The organism is Aureimonas sp. Leaf454 (assembly GCF_001424685.1).
Lineage (GTDB): Bacteria > Pseudomonadota > Alphaproteobacteria > Rhizobiales > Rhizobiaceae > Plantimonas.
Genome location: NZ_LMQT01000020.1, coordinates 98,793 through 114,136, shown reverse-complemented (window position 1 = coordinate 114,136; position 15,344 = coordinate 98,793). Strand labels below are relative to the sequence as shown.

Sequence of the window (15,344 nt, the reverse complement as noted above, 5' to 3'; positions counted from 1 at the left end):
TCAACCGCCGTTCGATCCGCCGAGCCGTCGCCCGAGCCGCGAGGCGAGGATCTCGCCGATGATGCCGCGCCGGAAGAGGAGCACGCAGACCATGAAGATGAGGCCGGTGATCACCGTCACGGGGAAGGCGGAGGTGGCGAGGCTGTTCTGGATGGCGACGACGAGACCGGCGCCGACGACGGGCCCCAGCATCGTGCCGATGCCGCCGAGAAGCGTCATGAGGATGACCTCGCCCGACATCTGCCAGGTGACGTCGGTCAGCGTCGCGAACTGGAACACCAGCGCCTTCACGCCGCCGGCAAGGCCCGCCAGCGCGGCCGACATGACGAAGGCGCCGAGCTTGTAGGCGGCGACGGAATAGCCGAGCGAGGTCGCGCGGGTCTCGTTCTCGCGGATCGAGCGCAGGATCGTGCCGAAGGGCGAGTGGACGATTCGGTAGACCGCGAAGAGGCCGAAGAGGAAGACGCCCGCCACGAAGAAATACATGGCGATGGGGTCGGAAAGATCGACGAGACCGAGGAAGCGGCCGCGCGGCACGCCCTGCAACCCGTCCTCGCCGCCGGTGAAGGGCGCCTGGAGGCAGGCGAAGAAGACCATCTGCGAGAGCGCCAGCGTGATCATGGCGAAGTAGATGCCCTGGCGTCGGATCGCGAGCGCGCCGATGACGAGGCCGAGACCGGCCGCCGCGAGAACGCCGAAGAGAACGCCGATCTCCGGCGTCACGCCCCATTCCTTGACCGTGTAGGCCGTGACGTAGGCGGCGCCGCCGAAGAAGGCGGCATGGCCGAAGGAGAGGAGGCCGGTATAGCCGAGGAGAAGGTTGAAGGCCGCCGCGAAGAGGGCGAAGCAGAGGATCTTCATGAGGAAGATCGGGTAGAAGAAGAAGGGCGCGGCCGAAAGGAGGCCGAGCGCGGCGACGAGGAGCACGAGCTTCAGCGGCCTCGATCCTCCGCGCTCGTCCGCCGCGGGAGCCGCGGTCCTGTCGAGGGTGATGCCGGGCGTCATGCCGTTCTCCCGAAGAGGCCCGCCGGGCGGATGAGGAGGACGATGGCCATGATGACGAAGACCACGATGTTGGACGCTTCGGGATAGAAGACCTTGGTCAGCCCTTCGCAGAGGCCGAGGAGATAGCCTGTCGCGATCGCCCCGCCGATCGACCCCATTCCCCCGATCACGACGACGGCGAAGACGACGATGATGATGTTCGATCCCATCAGCGGGCTCACCTGGTAGACCGGCGCGGCGAGGATGCCCGCGAGGCCCGCGAGCCCCGAGCCGATGCCGTAGGTCAGCGTCAGGAGAAAGGGCACGTTGATGCCGAAGGCGCGCACCAGAGACGGGTTCTCGGTCGCCGCCCGCAGGGTCGCGCCGAGCCGTGTCTTCTCGATCAGCGCCCAGGTGGCGATGCAGACGATGAGCGAGGCTGCGACGATGAAGCCGCGATAGTTCGGCAGGAACATGAAGCCGAGATTGGTGCCGCCGGCGAGGGCTGCGGGGGGCGCGTAGGGTTGGCCGGACGCACCGTAATAGTAGCGGAACGTGCCCTCGATCACGAGCGCGAGGCCGAAGGTGAAGAGCAGCCCATAGAGCGGATCGAGATCGTAGAGCCGACGGAGCGCCACGCGCTCGACGAGGGCGCCGAGCAGGCCGACGACGAGCGGAGCGAGGATCAGCGAGGGCCAGAAGCCGAGGCCGGTCACGGACAGGAAGAGATAGCCGACGAAGGCGCCCAGCATGTACTGCGCGCCATGCGCGAAGTTGATGATGCGCAGGAGGCCGAAGATGATGGCGAGGCCGAGCGACAGCATCGCGTAGAACGAGCCGTTGATCAGTCCGACGAGGAGCTGGCCGAGAAAGGCCTGGATCGGAATTCCGAACACCATGGTCATGGCTTCAAACCCCCAGCGTTTCGGTCAGCTGGCCCATCCGGGCCGGCAGTTCGCCGACGGGAAAGCCGTCGAGCACGCGCCCGTGGTCCATGAGATAGAAGCGGTCGGCGATCCGCGCCGCGAAGCGGAAGTTCTGTTCCACCAGGAGCACCGTCATGCCCCGGCTCTTCAAGACTTCGAGAATCTCGCCGATGCGCTGCACGATCACCGGTGCGAGTCCCTCCGTCGGCTCGTCGAGAAGGAGGAGCTTGACGCCGGAGCGCAGGATGCGGGCGATGGCGAGCATCTGCTGTTCGCCGCCGGACAGCTGGGTGCCGCCGCTGCCGCGCCGCTCCTTGAGGTTCGGAAACAGCGCATAGATCTCCTCCACGCTCATGCCGCCGGGGGCGACGATCGGAGGCAGGAGGAGATTTTCCTCCACGGTGAGGCTCGCGAAGATGCCGCGCTCCTCGGGCACGTAGCCGATGCCGAGATGGGCGGTGCGATGGAGCGGGACCTTCAGGAGATCGCGGCCCTCGAAGAGCATCGTGCCGGTGCGCCGGGAGAGAAGGCCCATCACGGCGCGCAGCGTCGTCGTCTTGCCGACGCCGTTGCGCCCGACCAGCGTCACGGTCTCGCCGGGAAAGATGTCGAGATCGATGCCGTGCAGCGCTAGGCTCTCGCCGTACCAGCCCTTGACGTCGCGAAGGCTGAGGAGGGGAGCCCGGCCGCCGATCGGGGAGGGCGCGGGCTCACGCATGGTCGGTTCCCATATAGGCGGTGCGCACGCGCTCGTCGGCGGCGACCGTCCGGTAGTCGCCGGCCGCCAGGATCTCGCCGCGCTGGAGAACGGTGACGCGGTCGCAGAGATCGGCGACGACCTTCAGATTGTGCTCGACCATCAGCACGGCATGGCTTTTCGCCACCTCGCGGATGATGTCGGCCACCTTCTCCACGTCCTCGTGACCCATGCCGGCCATCGGCTCGTCGAGGAGAAGCACCTTCGGCTCCAGCGCCAGCGTCGTCGCGATTTCGAGCACGCGCTTGCGGCCGTAGGAGAGGCTCGCCGCCGGACGATGACGGACATCGGCGAGGCCGACGGCCTCGATCAGCTCCATCGCGCGGGCGTCGAGCCGGTCGAGGACGGAGAGCGAGCGCCAGAACTGGACGGCGAGCCCGTTCTGCCGCTGCAGCGCGACGCGCACGTTCTCGAGGATGGTCAGATGGGGAAAGGTCGCGGAGATCTGGAAGGAGCGCACGAGGCCCTTCCTCGCGACCGCTGCGGGCGGGGTCTTCGTCACGTCCTCGCCGAGCAGCGTGATCGTGCCCGCGGTCGGCTGCAGGAACTTCGTCAGGAGGTTGAAGACGGTCGTCTTGCCCGCCCCGTTCGGACCGATCAGGGCGTGGACTTCGGCATGGCGCACGTCGAGATCGACGTCCTTCACCGCGGTGAAGCCGCCGAAGTCGCGCCGGAGATCCCGGCACGACAGGACGGTTTCGCCGCGCGCGAGCGGCTGGCCGGACGCCCCCGCGAGGGGGAGCCCGTGTTTGGCCGCGTTCGCGGAGGGATGGGTCGCACTCATCGGCGCTCTCGTCCCGTCGACCGAGGGATCAAGGCGTGACCAGCGAGCAGCCGCTCTTGGCGGGATCGACATAGGCCTGATCGCCGGGAACCGTGGCGAGGACCTTGAAGTAATCCCAGGGCTTGGTGCTCTCGGCCGGCGTCTTCACCTCGAGAAGGTACATGTCGTAGATCATGCGCCCGTTCTTGGCGACCTTGCCGCCGCGCGCGAAGACGTCCTCGACCGGCATCTCGTGCAGGGCGGCAGCGACCGGCTCGGTCGCGTCGGTCTTGGCCTTGTCGATGGCCTTGAGGTACTGCGAGACCGCGGAATAGGTGCCGGCCTGGATCATGTTCGGCATGCGCTGGGTGCGCTCGAAGAAGCGCTGCGCGAAGGCGCGCGATTCGTCGTCGCGGTCCCAGTAGAACCCCTCCGTCAGCGACAGGCCCTGCGCGGCTTCGAGCCCGAGTCCATGGACCTCGGCCAGCGTGAAGAGGAGGGCGGCCAGTCGCTGACCGCCGGCCACGATGCCGAACTCGGCCGCCTGCTTCACGGCATTGGCGGTGTCGAGGCCGGCATTGGCCATGCCGATCACCTTGGCGCCCGAGGACTGCGCCTGGAGGAGGAACGAGGAGAAGTCGGTGTTCGCCAGGGGGTGGCGGACCGAGCCGAGGACCTGGCCGCCGTTCGCCTTGACGAAGTTGGAGGTCTGCTCCTCCAGCGAATAGCCGAAGGCATAGTCCGCGGTCAGGAAGAACCAGCTGTCGCCGCCCTGCTTGACGAGGGCTCCGCCCGTGCCGACGGCCAGGGCATGCGTGTCGTAGGCCCAGTGGAAGCCGTAGGGGCTGCAGGCCTTGCCGGTCAGATCGGTGGTCGCCGCGCCGGTGACGATGTCGATCTTCTTCTTCTCCTTGGAGAGGCCCTGCACGGCGAGCGCGACCGAGGAGGTCGTCAGCTCCATGATCGTGTCGACCTTCTCGGTGTCGTACCACTGGCGCGCAATGTTGGACGCGATGTCGGGCTTGTTCTGGTGGTCGGCCGTGATCACCTCGATCGGCTTGCCGAGCACGGTTCCGCCGAAATCCTCGACCGCCATCTTGGCCGCTTCGAAAGACCAGCGTCCGCCGAAATCGGCGTAGACGCCGGACTGGTCGTTCAGGATGCCGATCTTGACGACATCGTCGGAGACCTCCTGCGCGGCGGCGGGCAAGGCCGTCGATGCGAGAAGGGCGAAGGTCGCGGCTGCCAGACGTTTCATGAAGTCCTCCCAAGGTCGTCGGATCGTTCGATCAGGCTTCGGGACGAGACAGGACGGCTCCCGTCGCGTCGCCGGTCCGCGCCGGTCCGCGACCGGGGCATAAGGCGATGCGGGTGGCCGTCGATCCTCCTCCCGGCCCGGCGCGTGTCTGTCGCACGCAATCCCGAGCCATCCGCACCGCTCCGCCTCCCAGCGGGTCGTGCCGACACGCGAACGCTAACATCGGCTCGGCCACATCAGAATGGCATCTTTCGTGCATGTCCTGTACGAAAATGGTCAGATCAACGCGGGGCGGGGGCGGGGGCATGCGGTTCGACTGGGACGATCTCCGGCATTTCCTCGCCGTCGCGAGGACGGGCCAACTGTCCGCCGCTGCGCGCCGGCTGCGCTCCAACCACGTCACCGTGTCGCGGCGGATCGACCGGCTGGAGCAGGCGCTCGCCATGCGCCTCTTCGAGCGCTCGCCGCGCGGCTACACGCTGACGATCCTCGGCGAGCGGCTGGTCGGCCATGCCGAGGCGATGGAGCGCGAGGTCGAGGGCTTCGGCGAGACCATCCTCGGCTCGGGCGAGTGGACACGCGGCGTCGCGCGGCTCTCCACGCCGGAGGGTTTCGGCAATTTCTTCCTCGCCGAGCGCCTGCCGCGCTTCGCGCGGTCCCATCCGGGACTGCTGGTCGAATTCGTGACGCTCCAGCAGATCGTCTCCCTGTCGCGGCGCGAGGCCGATCTGTCCGTCACCCTCAGCGCTCCGACGGGTGGCCCCTATTCGAGCGAACGCATCGCGCGCTATCGGCTCTTCCTCTACGCCTCGCGCGGCTATCTCGCGGCGCAGGGAGCGATCGGGACGGCGGCGGAGACGAAGGGCCATCCCCTGATCGGCTACGTCGAGGACATGATCTTCACGCCGGGCCTCGACTATCTCCAGGAGATCCTGCCGGGCATGCGCGCCGGCTATCAAAGCTCCAGCATCCAGGCCCAGCTGCAGGCGACGCTTTCGGGCTTCGGCCTGTGCATCCTGCCCCATTTCATCGCGCATCGGCATCCCGATCTCGTCGCGATCCTTCCCGAAGCGATCCATCTCGAGCGCGATTACTGGATGAGCTTCCACGAGGATCTCGCCAGCGCGCCGCGCATCCGGGTTCTGGCCGATTTCGTGCGCCGGGAGGCGGAGGGTTTCGCTGCGGCATTTTCGGGCGACTCGCTGTTGGTCGGGCAGAGAGCGTGAGAGGGGAACAGCGCGATGTCTGAAATAGAACAAAAATTCTACATTGACCGACCGTCATTCTTTATGTTTCATGCGGCCGACAGGGTGGGTGCGGATGCTTCGCGCGAGGTCCACCCGAGGAGGAACGCATGAACCGGACGGATGGAGAGCTGGACATCGTCACGATCGGCCGCGCCTCGGTCGATCTCTACGGACAGCAGATCGGCACGCGGCTCGAGGACGTCGCGAGCTTCGCCAAATCCGTCGGCGGCTGCCCCACCAACATCGCCGTCGGAACGGCGCGGCTCGGCCTGCGCTCGGCGCTTCTGACGCGCGTCGGCAACGAACAGTTCGGCCGGTTCATCCGCGAACAGCTGATCCGCGAGGGCGTCGAGACCGCGGGGATCACGACCGATCCCGAGCGTCTGACGGCGCTCGCGATCCTCTCGGTGGAAAGCGACACGTCCTTTCCGCTGCTCTTCTACCGTCACGACTGCGCCGACGTGGCGCTGTGCGAAGCCGATGTCGACGAGGCCTTCATCGGCCGCGCGAAGGCGGTCCTCGTCACCGGCACGCATTTCGCCAAGCCCAACACCGATGCGGCCCAGCGCAAGGCGATGCGGATCGCCAAGGCCAACGGCGCGCGTGTCGTGCTCGACATCGACTATCGTCCGAACCTCTGGGGGCTGGCCGGCCACGATGCCGGCGACAACCGCTACATCGCGTCCGAGGCGGTCTCGGCGCACATGCGGACCGTTCTGGCCGACTGCGACCTCATCGTCGGCACGGAGGAGGAGGTCCTCATCGCGTCGGGCGAGACGGATCTGGTGTCGGCGCTGAAGACCATTCGCCGGCATTCGAGGGCGACGATCGTCCTGAAGCGCGGCCCGATGGGCTGCATCGTCTACGAGGGTGACATTCCGGCCGATCTCGAAGAGGGCATTGTCGGCCGGGGCTTCCCGATCGAGGTCTACAACGTGCTCGGCGCAGGCGACGCCTTCCTGTCCGGCTTCCTGCGGGGTTGGCTCCGGGGCGAGCCGCACGCGACGTCCGCGACCTGGGCGAATGCCTGCGGGGCCTTCGCGGTCTCGCGCCTTCTCTGCGCGCCGGAAATCCCGACCTGGGAGGAGCTGCAATACTTCCTCCGGCACGGCTCCCAGGAGCGCGCCCTGCGCAAGGACGCCGCGATCAACCACGTGCATTGGGCGACGACGCGGCGCCGCGCGATCCCCGATCTCATGGCCTTCGCGATCGACCACCGCTCGCAGCTCGAGGACATCGCCGCCGGCGACGCAGCGCAGCTGCAGCGCATTCCAAGGTTCAAGGTGCTGGCCGTCGAGGCGGCGGCGCGGGTTGCGGAGAAGCGGCCCGGCTACGGCATGCTTCTCGACGACAAATACGGCCGCGACGCCCTCTTTTCCGCCGCGCGGGAGCCGGACTTCTGGGTCGGCAAGCCGATCGAGCTGCCGGGCTCGCGCCCGCTGCGCTTCGAGTTCAGCCAGGATCTCGGCTCCCGGCTGATCGACTGGCCGGTGGACCATTGCATCAAGGTCCTCTGCTTCTACCATCCGGACGACCCATCGGACCTGAAGGCCGAGCAGGTGGAGAAGCTCCGCGCCGCCTTCGAGGCCGCGCGCAAGGTCGGCCGCGAGATCCTGATCGAGATCATCGCCGGCAAGAACGGCGCGCTCGGCGACGACACCATTTCTCGCGCCCTCACCGAGCTTTACGATGCGGGTCTGACGCCCGACTGGTGGAAGCTGGAGCCGCAGGCGAGCGAGGCCGCATGGGCCGCGATCGACGCGGTCATCGCGGCGCGGGATCCCTATTGCCGCGGCGTGCTGCTGCTCGGGCTCGAAGCGCCGGTGGAGGCGCTGCGCGAGGGCTTCGCCGCCGCGCGGACGTCGAAGAGCGTGCGCGGCTTCGCGGTCGGCCGGACGCTCTGGGTGGAGGCCGCCCGGCGCTGGTTCGCCGGCGAGATCGACGATCGCGCCGCCGTCGCCGACATGGCGGCGCGCTACCGGACGCTCTGCGATGCCTGGGTCGAGGCGGGGCGCACGGCCGCGGCCTGACCGGCCCGCCGGAACGCTTGCGCTGGATATCATGATGCGGCAGGCCGAAGGCCGCCGGAGCGGAGCCGGGAGGCGGCCGCTGGGAGGATCGATCCGATGACGATAACACAGGTGCGTCTCACCATGGCGCAGGCCGTGGCCCGGTTCCTGACGCGGCAGATGACGGTGATCGATGGCGAAAAGCTGCCGATCTTCGGCGGCGTCTTCGCGATTTTCGGCCATGGCAACGTCGCCGGCCTCGGCGAGGCGCTGCATGGCGTCCGGGCCGAGATCACGACCTACCGCGCGCAGAACGAGCAGGGCATGGCGAACGCGGCCGTCGCCTTCGCCAAGGCGAGCTTCCGCCGTCGCTTCATGGCCTGCACGACCTCGATTGGGCCGGGCGCCATGAACATGGTGACCTCGGCGGCCATGGCCCATGCCAACCGGCTGCCGGTGCTGCTCCTGCCGGGCGACGTCTTCGCCAACCGCCTGCCCGATCCCGTGCTCCAGCAGGTCGAGGATTTCGGCGACGGCACGGTCTCGGCGACCGACTGCTTCAAGCCGGTCTCGCGCTATTTCGACCGGATCACCCGTCCCGAGCAGATCGTGCCGGCTTTGCGCCGCGCCATGCAGGTCCTGACCGATCCCGCGGAGTGCGGACCGGTGACGCTCGCGCTCTGCCAGGACGTGCAGGCCGAGGCCTTCGACTATCCCCAGAGCTTCTTCGATGAGAGGGTCTGGACGCCGCGCCGCGCCCGCCCCGACGAGGACGAGCTCGCCCCTGCCGTTTCCGCCCTGAAGGCCGCCAAGCGCCCGATCGTCATCGCCGGCGGCGGCGTTCTCTATTCGCAGGCGACGGACGCGCTGAAGACCTTCGCCGAGACGCACGGCATTCCCGTCGCCGAGACGCATGGCGGCAAGTCCTCGCTGGCGCATTCGCATCCGTTGAACATGGGCGCGGTCGGCGTCACCGGGTCCTCGGCCTCGAACGCGCTGGCCGCCGAGGCCGATCTCGTTCTCGCCGTCGGCACGCGCCTCGCCGATTTCACGACGGGCTCCTGGGCGCTCTTCCAGGGCGAGGGCGTCCGGCTCGTCGGCCTGAACGTCCAGGCCTTCGACGCCGGCAAGCACGAGGCGCTGCCGCTCGTCGCGGATGCCCGCGTCGGGATCGAGGCGCTGAGGGCGGCCCTCGGCTCCTACCGGACGGATGCGGCCTGGACCGACAAGGCGAAGGCGGGCAAAGCCGAATGGATGGCGGCGAGCGAGGCGGCGATCGCGCCGACCAATGCGGTCCTGCCGTCCGATGCCGAGGTGATCGGCGCGATCCACCGGGCCCGCAACGGGCCGGACACCGTCCTCGTCTGCGCGGCGGGCGGCTTGCCGGGCGAGCTCCACAAGCTCTGGCAGGCGGAGGCTCCCGGCGGCTACCACATGGAATACGGGTTCTCGACCATGGGCTACGAGATCGCCGGCGGCCTCGGCGTGAAGCTCGCCCGGCCGGACGCGGACGTCGTCGTGATGGTCGGCGACGGCTCCTACATGATGCTGAACTCGGAGATCTATTCCGCCGTCATGATCGGAGCGAAGCTGACGATCGTCCTTCTCGACAATGGCGGCTATGCCTGCATCAACCGGCTCCAGATGGCCACCGGCGGCGCGAACTTCAACAACATGCTCACCGACGCCCATCACGTCGACCTGCCGAAAATCGACTTCGCCGCGCATGCGAGCGCGATGGGCGCGGTGACGCGCAAGGTCGCCTCGATCGCGGAACTCGAACGCGCGCTCGCCGAGACGAAATCGGAAACCCGCCCGGTTCTGATCGCCATCGACACCGACCATCTCGCGACCACCGAGGCCGGCGGCCACTGGTGGGACGTCGCGGTGCCGGAGGTTTCGGCGCGAGAGCAGGTGCTGGAGGCGCGCCGCGGCTACGAGAAGGCGCGCACGGCTCAGCGGCTCGGATGACACCCGTCGCCCCTTCGTCCCTCTTCGAAAGACCCGATCCCATGATCCGCTACGGCACCAATCCCATCGCCTGGACCAACGACGACGATTTTTCCATCGGCGGGCACCTGACGCTCGAGGATTGCCTTTCCGACTGCCGGACCATCGGCTTCGACGGCATCGAGAAGGGCCATCTCATGCCCTCCGACCCGGAGGAACTGAAGGCCAAGCTCGCCGAATACGGCCTCGTCTTCGTCTCCGGCTGGCACTCGACCAACCTTCTCGTCAACGACATCGAGACGGAAAAGGCGGCGATCCAGCCGCATCTCGATCTCCTCGCGGCCAACGGGTCGGAGGTCTGCATCGTCTGCGAGTGCTCGAACACGATCCATGGGGACGACACCAAGGCGGTGCTGCGCGACCGCCCGACGCTTTCGCCCGATGCGTTCAAGAGCTTCGGCGCCAAGCTGGAGCAGCTCGCCGCCTATTGCGCGATCCAGGGCATCGCGCTCGTCTATCACCATCACATGGGCTCGATCGTACAGACCGGCGAGGAGATCGACCTTCTGATGGCGAACACCGGCCCGGCGACGAAGCTGCTTCTCGACACCGGCCATGCCTGGTTCGGCGGCTCGGACCCGGCCGAGGTCGCGCGCAAGCACATGGGACGCGTCCGGCACATCCATGCCAAGAACGTTCGCCCCGACATCGCGAAACAGGTGGCGGCGGAGAATCTATCCTTCCTCGAGGGTGTGCGGCGCGGCGTGTTCACGGTGCCGGGCGACGCGGAGGGTGCGGTGGACTTCGTTTCGGTGCTGAAGGTCGCGGCCGAGCACGGCTACCAAGGCTGGCTCGTCATCGAGGCCGAGCAGGATTCGGCGGTTCGCAATCCGCTGGACTATCAATCGCTCGGCCACCGTTCGCTGAAGCGCTTCGCGGCGGAAGCGGGATTGGATCGCGGGTGAGCGTCACGATCTGAGGACGTCGACCGGCGGCGGGAGGCGCCCCCCTCTGCCCGCCGGCATCTCCCCCTCAAGGGGGGAGATCCGTCTCGTTGACGGCATTTCAGAATGACCGACGCCCCTGGAAGCTGCCGATCTCCCCCTCGAGGGGCAGATGTCCGGCAGGACAGAGGGGGGCGCCGTCGAGCGCCGTCGTCTTCGCGTAAATCCAAGCCTCATCCCGACAAGCAAAAGCCCTCGTCCTGGCGAGGGCTTCGTCGTTTCAAAGCTTGAGAGACGTCCTCGTCAGGGCGTGCCGCCGGCGGGCGCGCTCTGTAGAACGAAATGGTCGATGGCCGACCGCGCGCAGTCCGAGAAGCGGCTGCCGGGACCGTCTTCGCCCATCGCCTGACGGCTGACGCGCGCGCCCTCCACCATCAGGCCGAGCGTATCGGCAAGGCGTTCGGCCTCCCGAATGCCGGCGTCCTCGCAGAGCTTGGCGAGGCGGGCGCGCTGGAGGCGCTTGAAGTCCGAGATGGTCTGCCGGACGACGTCGCAGGCCTCGGGAAGCTCGACCGCCGCGTTCGAGACCTCGCAGCCCCGATTGTCGTGGAGGGAGCCCTCCACGAGTCGCACCCAGGTTTCCAGCTGCTCGCGCGGATTGCCGGGCGCGGAGCCCTCGACCGTGTCCCACAGCGCGTCCGCATCGTGAGCCGCTTCCTGGAGACAGGCGACGATCAGCGCGTCCTTCGACTGAAAATGCCGGTAGAGCGTCATCTTGTTGGTGCCCGCGCTCTCCGCGATCGCGTCGACACCCGTCCCTCGGATGCCGCATCGGCGGAACAGGGATCGCGCCGTCCCGAGAATGCGGTCCTTCGGGCGGCCGGAGGTGGGCGCGGTGTCGGTCATTGCAGCTGTCGAACTCCGTTGGCTGCCGCCTCTTGACGGGATGTTACCGATCTGTCACTTAACAGTGGTACTGACCTGTAACACCCGAGAGGTCGGGTTTCAAGACAGATGGTCCGTAACGCACTGGCTGCAAAGATGCAGCGTGCGAAAGAGGCCGACACAGGGAGTTGATGACATGGCAAACTGCGCGCATGACGAGCCGACGATCGACGAGATCCTGGCCGACCCCGCGGTGAAGGCGCTGATGCTGGCCGACGGCGTCAATCCCCATCGTCTTCGGCGCAGCCTCCTGAAGATGGAAGCCGACGGTCGCCGTCCCGCTTCCCCGCAGGAGCGTCGTGGCTCCAGTTGGTCGCACCTGTGCGCCGGCAGCGGCGAGACGGCGGCTCGGGCCGTCTGGGGCTGAGCCGTCCCGGCTCCCTCGACACAGATCCCATTCGATCGGAACCGATATGGTAGATTTCTTCACGCGTCGGCCGATCTTCGCGTCCGCCATCGCCATCGTCATGGTCCTGGCGGGCGCCATCTGCTACTTCCTGCTGCCCGTCTCCCAGTTTCCCGACATCACGCCGCCGCAGGTCGTGGTCTCCGCGCAATATCCGGGCGCCGGCGCGCAGGTCGTCGCCGATACGGTGACGACGCCGCTGGAGCAGCAGATCAACGGCGTGCAGGGCATGACCTACATGTCCTCGTCGAGCTCGAACGACGGCTCGGCGACCATCACCGTCACCTTCGAGATCGGCTATTCCCTCGATATCGCGGCCGTCGACGTACAGAACCGGGTCTCGCAGGCGGCCTCCGCCTTGCCGGCGATCGTCAACCAGAGCGGCGTGACGGTCAAAAAGCAGAATCCGAACTTCGCGCTCATCGTCAATCTCACCTCGCCCGACGGGTCGCTCGATCCGGTGGCGCTGTCGAACTACGCCTTCCTCCAGGTCGCGGATCCGCTGAAGCGGGTGGCGGGCGTCGGCGACGTCCAGATCTTCGGCGAGCGGCGCTATTCCATGCGGATCTGGCTCGATCCCGACCGCATGGCCAATCTCGGCGTCACCGCCGTCGACGTGCAGCGCGCGGTCGCCGAGCAGAACGTGCAGGTCGCGGCCGGCAAGATCGGCCAGTCGCCCGCGCCCGCCGGCACGCCCTTCGAGATGCAGGTGAACGCGGTCGGCCGTCTCAGCGACCCCGCGGAGTTCGGCGAGATCGTCGTTCGCGCCAATCCGGCGGCGGGCTCGGCGATCCTTCTGCGCGACGTCGCGCGGATCGAGCTCGGCTCGCTGCAATACGCTTCCACCGCCTTCTTCGGGACGGACCCGACGGTCATCCTCGCGGTGTACCAGATGCCGGGCTCGAACGCGCTGGATCTCCAGGCGAGCGTGAAGGCGAAGATGGAGGAATTGTCCGAGCGCTTTCCCAAGGGCATCGCCTACGCCATGCATTACGACACGACGCGGTTCGTGTCGGCCTCCATGCACGACGTGCTGGTGACGCTCGGCGAGGCGCTCGTGCTCGTGGTGCTCGTCGTCTTCGTGTTCCTGCAGAGCTGGCGCACGACGCTCATTCCCGTTATCGCCATTCCCGTCTCGCTCGTCGCCACGCTCGTGGTGATGGAATTGCTCGGCTTCTCTCTGAACATGCTGAGCCTTCTCGGCATGGTGCTCGCGATCGGCCTCGTGGTCGACGACGCGATCGTGGTCGTGGAAAACGTCGAGCGGCAGCTGGAGGCCGGCCATCCCCCCATGGAGGCGACGCGCCTCGCCATGAAGGAGGTGACGGGCCCCATCATCGCGACGACCGCCGTGCTGATGGCCGTGTTCATCCCCGTCGCGTTCATTCCCGGCGTCGCGGGCCGGCTCTACAACCAGTTCGCGCTGACGGTCGCGATCTCGGTCGGCATCTCGGCCTTCAACTCCCTGACTTTGAGCCCGGCGCTCAGCGCGGCCTTCCTCAAGCACCGGCCGGAGGTGAAGTTCTTCGCCTTCCGCTGGTTCAACACGGCCTTCGATCGTCTGAGCCACGCCTATGCGCGGCTCGTCGGCGGCTTGATCCGCTGGTGGGTCGTCGTGCTCGTCGCCTTCGCGCTGACGCTCGGAGGAACCTACCAGATCTGGAAGACGCTGCCCTCGACCTTCCTGCCGGTCGAGGACCAGGGTTATTTCTTCGTCGTGATCCAGCTGCCCGACGGCGCCTCCCTGGAGCGCACCGACAAGGTGGCGAGCGATGTGCGCGAGATCCTGGAAGCCACGCCCGGCGTCGAGATCGTCGGCTCGATCTCGGGGTTGAACTTCCTGACGAGCGCGGCGCAGTCGAATTCGGCGGTCGAGTTCGCGATCCTCAAGCCCTGGGAGGAGCGAGGCCCCGAACAGAACGCCTCGAGGATCGTGGAGGAGGTCCGCGGCAAGCTGATGGCGATCCCCGACGCCTTCGCGCTGTCCTTCGACCCGCCCTCGATCCCCGGCCTCGGCGCCACCGGCGGCTTCGAGTTCCAGGTGGAGGATCTCGCCGGGCGGGGCAGCGTGGCGCTGAACGAGGCGGTCCAGGCGGTCCTGGCGGAAGCGCGCCAGCAGCCGGAGCTGAACCCCTACCAGCTCTTTTCGTCCTTCTCGACCTCGACGCCGCAGTTCGACTTCGATCTCGACCGCAACAAGACCAAGCTCCTCGGGCTCGACCTGCCCGACGTGTTCAACACGCTGCAGATCTTCTTCGGATCGCTCTACGTCAACGACTTCAACCTCTTCGGTCGCACCTTCCGCGTGACGCTGCAGGCCGAGCAGGCCGCGCGCGCCAATGCGTCCGATCTGTCGCGCCTCTACGTGCGCAACGCGGAGGGCGGCATGGTGCCGCTGTCGACCCTGGGCACGCTGAAGCCGATCGTCGGTCCGGAGACCGTGCCGCACTACAACAACTACGCTTCCGCCCTGATCAACGGCGGCCCCGCGCCGGGCTATTCCTCGGCGGACGCGGTGGTGGCGATGGAGCGGGCGGCCGCGGTCGCGCTGCCGCGCGACTTCACCTTCGAATGGACAGGCATCACCTTCCAGGAGTTGAAGGCGGGGTCGCTCGCCAGCGTCATCTTCGGACTGGCCCTCGTCTTCGTCTTCCTGATCCTCGCGGCGCAGTACGAGAGTTGGTCGATGCCGTTCATGGTGCTTCTCGCCGTGCCGCTCGCGCTGTTCGGCGCGGTGGCCGCGCTGCAATGGCGGGGGCTGCAGATCGACGTCTATTCGCAGATCGGCTTCGTGATGCTGATCGGCCTCGCCGCCAAGAACGCGATCCTGATCGTGGAATTCGCCAAGCGGCGGCGCGAAGAGGGGCTCACCATCGTGGAGGCTGCCAAGGACGCCGCGCGGCTGCGGCTGCGGCCGATCCTGATGACGGCCTTCGCCTTCATCCTCGGCGTCGTGCCGCTGGTCCGGGCGACCGGCGCCGGCGCGGCGAGCCGGCAGTCGATCGGCACCACCGTCTTCGGCGGCATGCTCGCCGCGACGATCCTCACGCTGCTCTTCGTCCCGGTCTTCTACGCCCTGATCGAGCGCTGGCGGGAGCGCCGCGCGCCCGTCCCTTCCCACGCCGTCGACGCCGTTCCGGCGGAATAGTGCTGGA

The 15,344-nt window shown here is 67.6% G+C and carries 12 protein-coding genes; 6 read left to right on the top strand and 6 right to left on the bottom strand.

The genetic code is table 11. The features are described 5' to 3' along the window. Genes ASG43_RS23595 through ASG43_RS14075 form a run of 5 tightly spaced genes read right to left on the bottom strand, consistent with a single transcriptional unit; the run spans nt 1 to nt 4,688 of the window. A complete protein-coding gene (locus tag ASG43_RS23595; protein ID WP_056506134.1) occupies nt 1-1,005 on the bottom strand; it encodes a branched-chain amino acid ABC transporter permease in 1,005 nt (334 codons plus the stop codon). Next, the gene (locus tag ASG43_RS14090; protein WP_056506131.1) at nt 1,002-1,889 is read right to left on the bottom strand and encodes a branched-chain amino acid ABC transporter permease; all 888 of its coding nucleotides are present in this window, start codon (nt 1,887-1,889) and stop codon (nt 1,002-1,004) included. The genes ASG43_RS23595 and ASG43_RS14090 overlap by 4 nt, the downstream gene beginning before the upstream one ends. A 4-nt stretch (nt 1,890-1,893) precedes the next feature. Continuing rightward, the gene (locus ASG43_RS14085) at nt 1,894-2,604 is read right to left on the bottom strand and encodes an ABC transporter ATP-binding protein (protein ID WP_200939516.1); all 711 of its coding nucleotides are present in this window, start codon (nt 2,602-2,604) and stop codon (nt 1,894-1,896) included. Nucleotides 2,605-2,620: 16 nt separating this feature from the next. Further along, nucleotides 2,621-3,451 (bottom strand): ABC transporter ATP-binding protein, encoded by an 831-nt coding sequence (locus tag ASG43_RS14080; RefSeq protein ID WP_056506124.1) that lies wholly within the window; start codon nt 3,449-3,451, stop codon nt 2,621-2,623. A gap of 28 nt (nt 3,452-3,479) precedes the next feature. Further along, complete coding sequence (locus ASG43_RS14075) at nt 3,480-4,688, bottom strand: ABC transporter substrate-binding protein (RefSeq protein WP_056506120.1); 1,209 nt, start codon at nt 4,686-4,688, stop codon at nt 3,480-3,482. A 305-nt stretch (nt 4,689-4,993) separates the two neighbouring features. On the opposite strand from ASG43_RS14075, the gene ASG43_RS14070 reads away from it, so the two are divergent. From ASG43_RS14070 to iolE, 4 genes are all read left to right on the top strand, one after another. Beyond that, on the top strand, nt 4,994-5,914 hold the full coding sequence (locus ASG43_RS14070) for a LysR family transcriptional regulator (protein ID WP_056506117.1): 921 nt from the start codon (nt 4,994-4,996) through the stop codon (nt 5,912-5,914). Between the two features lie 128 nt (nt 5,915-6,042). Then, the gene (gene iolC / locus ASG43_RS14065; RefSeq protein ID WP_056506114.1) at nt 6,043-7,965 is read left to right on the top strand and encodes a 5-dehydro-2-deoxygluconokinase; all 1,923 of its coding nucleotides are present in this window, start codon (nt 6,043-6,045) and stop codon (nt 7,963-7,965) included. Nucleotides 7,966-8,061: 96 nt separating this feature from the next. Further along, nucleotides 8,062-9,915 (top strand): 3D-(3,5/4)-trihydroxycyclohexane-1,2-dione acylhydrolase (decyclizing), encoded by a 1,854-nt coding sequence (gene iolD / locus ASG43_RS14060; RefSeq protein ID WP_056506112.1) that lies wholly within the window; start codon nt 8,062-8,064, stop codon nt 9,913-9,915. A gap of 41 nt (nt 9,916-9,956) precedes the next feature. Beyond that, entirely contained in the window at nt 9,957-10,859 is a 903-nt protein-coding gene (iolE, locus tag ASG43_RS14055) for a myo-inosose-2 dehydratase (RefSeq protein ID WP_056506109.1), read from the top strand. Nucleotides 10,860-11,141: 282 nt separating this feature from the next. Here iolE and ASG43_RS14050 read toward each other — a convergent pair whose 3' ends face one another. Beyond that, nucleotides 11,142-11,744: a TetR/AcrR family transcriptional regulator gene (locus ASG43_RS14050; protein ID WP_082490912.1), complete on the bottom strand. Its 603-nt coding sequence runs from the start codon at nt 11,742-11,744 to the stop codon at nt 11,142-11,144. A 175-nt stretch (nt 11,745-11,919) separates the two neighbouring features. Here ASG43_RS14050 and ASG43_RS14045 point away from each other — a divergent pair, with 175 nt between their 5' ends. Together ASG43_RS14045 and ASG43_RS14040 are read left to right on the top strand one after the other, a co-directional pair. Then, nucleotides 11,920-12,150 carry a hypothetical protein gene (locus tag ASG43_RS14045; protein ID WP_056506107.1) on the top strand — a complete coding sequence of 77 codons (231 nt, stop codon included), beginning with the start codon at nt 11,920-11,922 and terminating at the stop codon, nt 12,148-12,150. Nucleotides 12,151-12,196: 46 nt separating this feature from the next. Then, complete coding sequence (locus ASG43_RS14040; RefSeq protein ID WP_056506104.1) at nt 12,197-15,337, top strand: multidrug efflux RND transporter permease subunit; 3,141 nt, start codon at nt 12,197-12,199, stop codon at nt 15,335-15,337. The last annotated feature ends 7 nt before the right edge of the window (nt 15,338-15,344 follow it).

What these genes read in the sequence shown, in the direction of transcription:
- ASG43_RS14040 (WP_056506104.1), top strand. Translation starts at nt 12,197, where the DNA reads ATGGTAGATTTCTTCACGCGTCGGCCGATCTTCGCGTCCGCCATCGCC.
- iolC (WP_056506114.1), top strand. Translation starts at nt 6,043, where the DNA reads ATGAACCGGACGGATGGAGAGCTGGACATCGTCACGATCGGCCGCGCC.
- ASG43_RS14080 (WP_056506124.1), bottom strand. Translation starts at nt 3,451, where the DNA reads ATGAGTGCGACCCATCCCTCCGCGAACGCGGCCAAACACGGGCTCCCC.
- ASG43_RS14090 (WP_056506131.1), bottom strand. Translation starts at nt 1,889, where the DNA reads ATGACCATGGTGTTCGGAATTCCGATCCAGGCCTTTCTCGGCCAGCTC.
- ASG43_RS14070 (WP_056506117.1), top strand. Translation starts at nt 4,994, where the DNA reads ATGCGGTTCGACTGGGACGATCTCCGGCATTTCCTCGCCGTCGCGAGG.
- iolD (WP_056506112.1), top strand. Translation starts at nt 8,062, where the DNA reads ATGACGATAACACAGGTGCGTCTCACCATGGCGCAGGCCGTGGCCCGG.
- ASG43_RS14045 (WP_056506107.1), top strand. Translation starts at nt 11,920, where the DNA reads ATGGCAAACTGCGCGCATGACGAGCCGACGATCGACGAGATCCTGGCC.
- ASG43_RS14050 (WP_082490912.1), bottom strand. Translation starts at nt 11,744, where the DNA reads ATGACCGACACCGCGCCCACCTCCGGCCGCCCGAAGGACCGCATTCTC.
- ASG43_RS23595 (WP_056506134.1), bottom strand. Translation starts at nt 1,005, where the DNA reads ATGACGCCCGGCATCACCCTCGACAGGACCGCGGCTCCCGCGGCGGAC.
- ASG43_RS14075 (WP_056506120.1), bottom strand. Translation starts at nt 4,688, where the DNA reads ATGAAACGTCTGGCAGCCGCGACCTTCGCCCTTCTCGCATCGACGGCC.
- iolE (WP_056506109.1), top strand. Translation starts at nt 9,957, where the DNA reads ATGATCCGCTACGGCACCAATCCCATCGCCTGGACCAACGACGACGAT.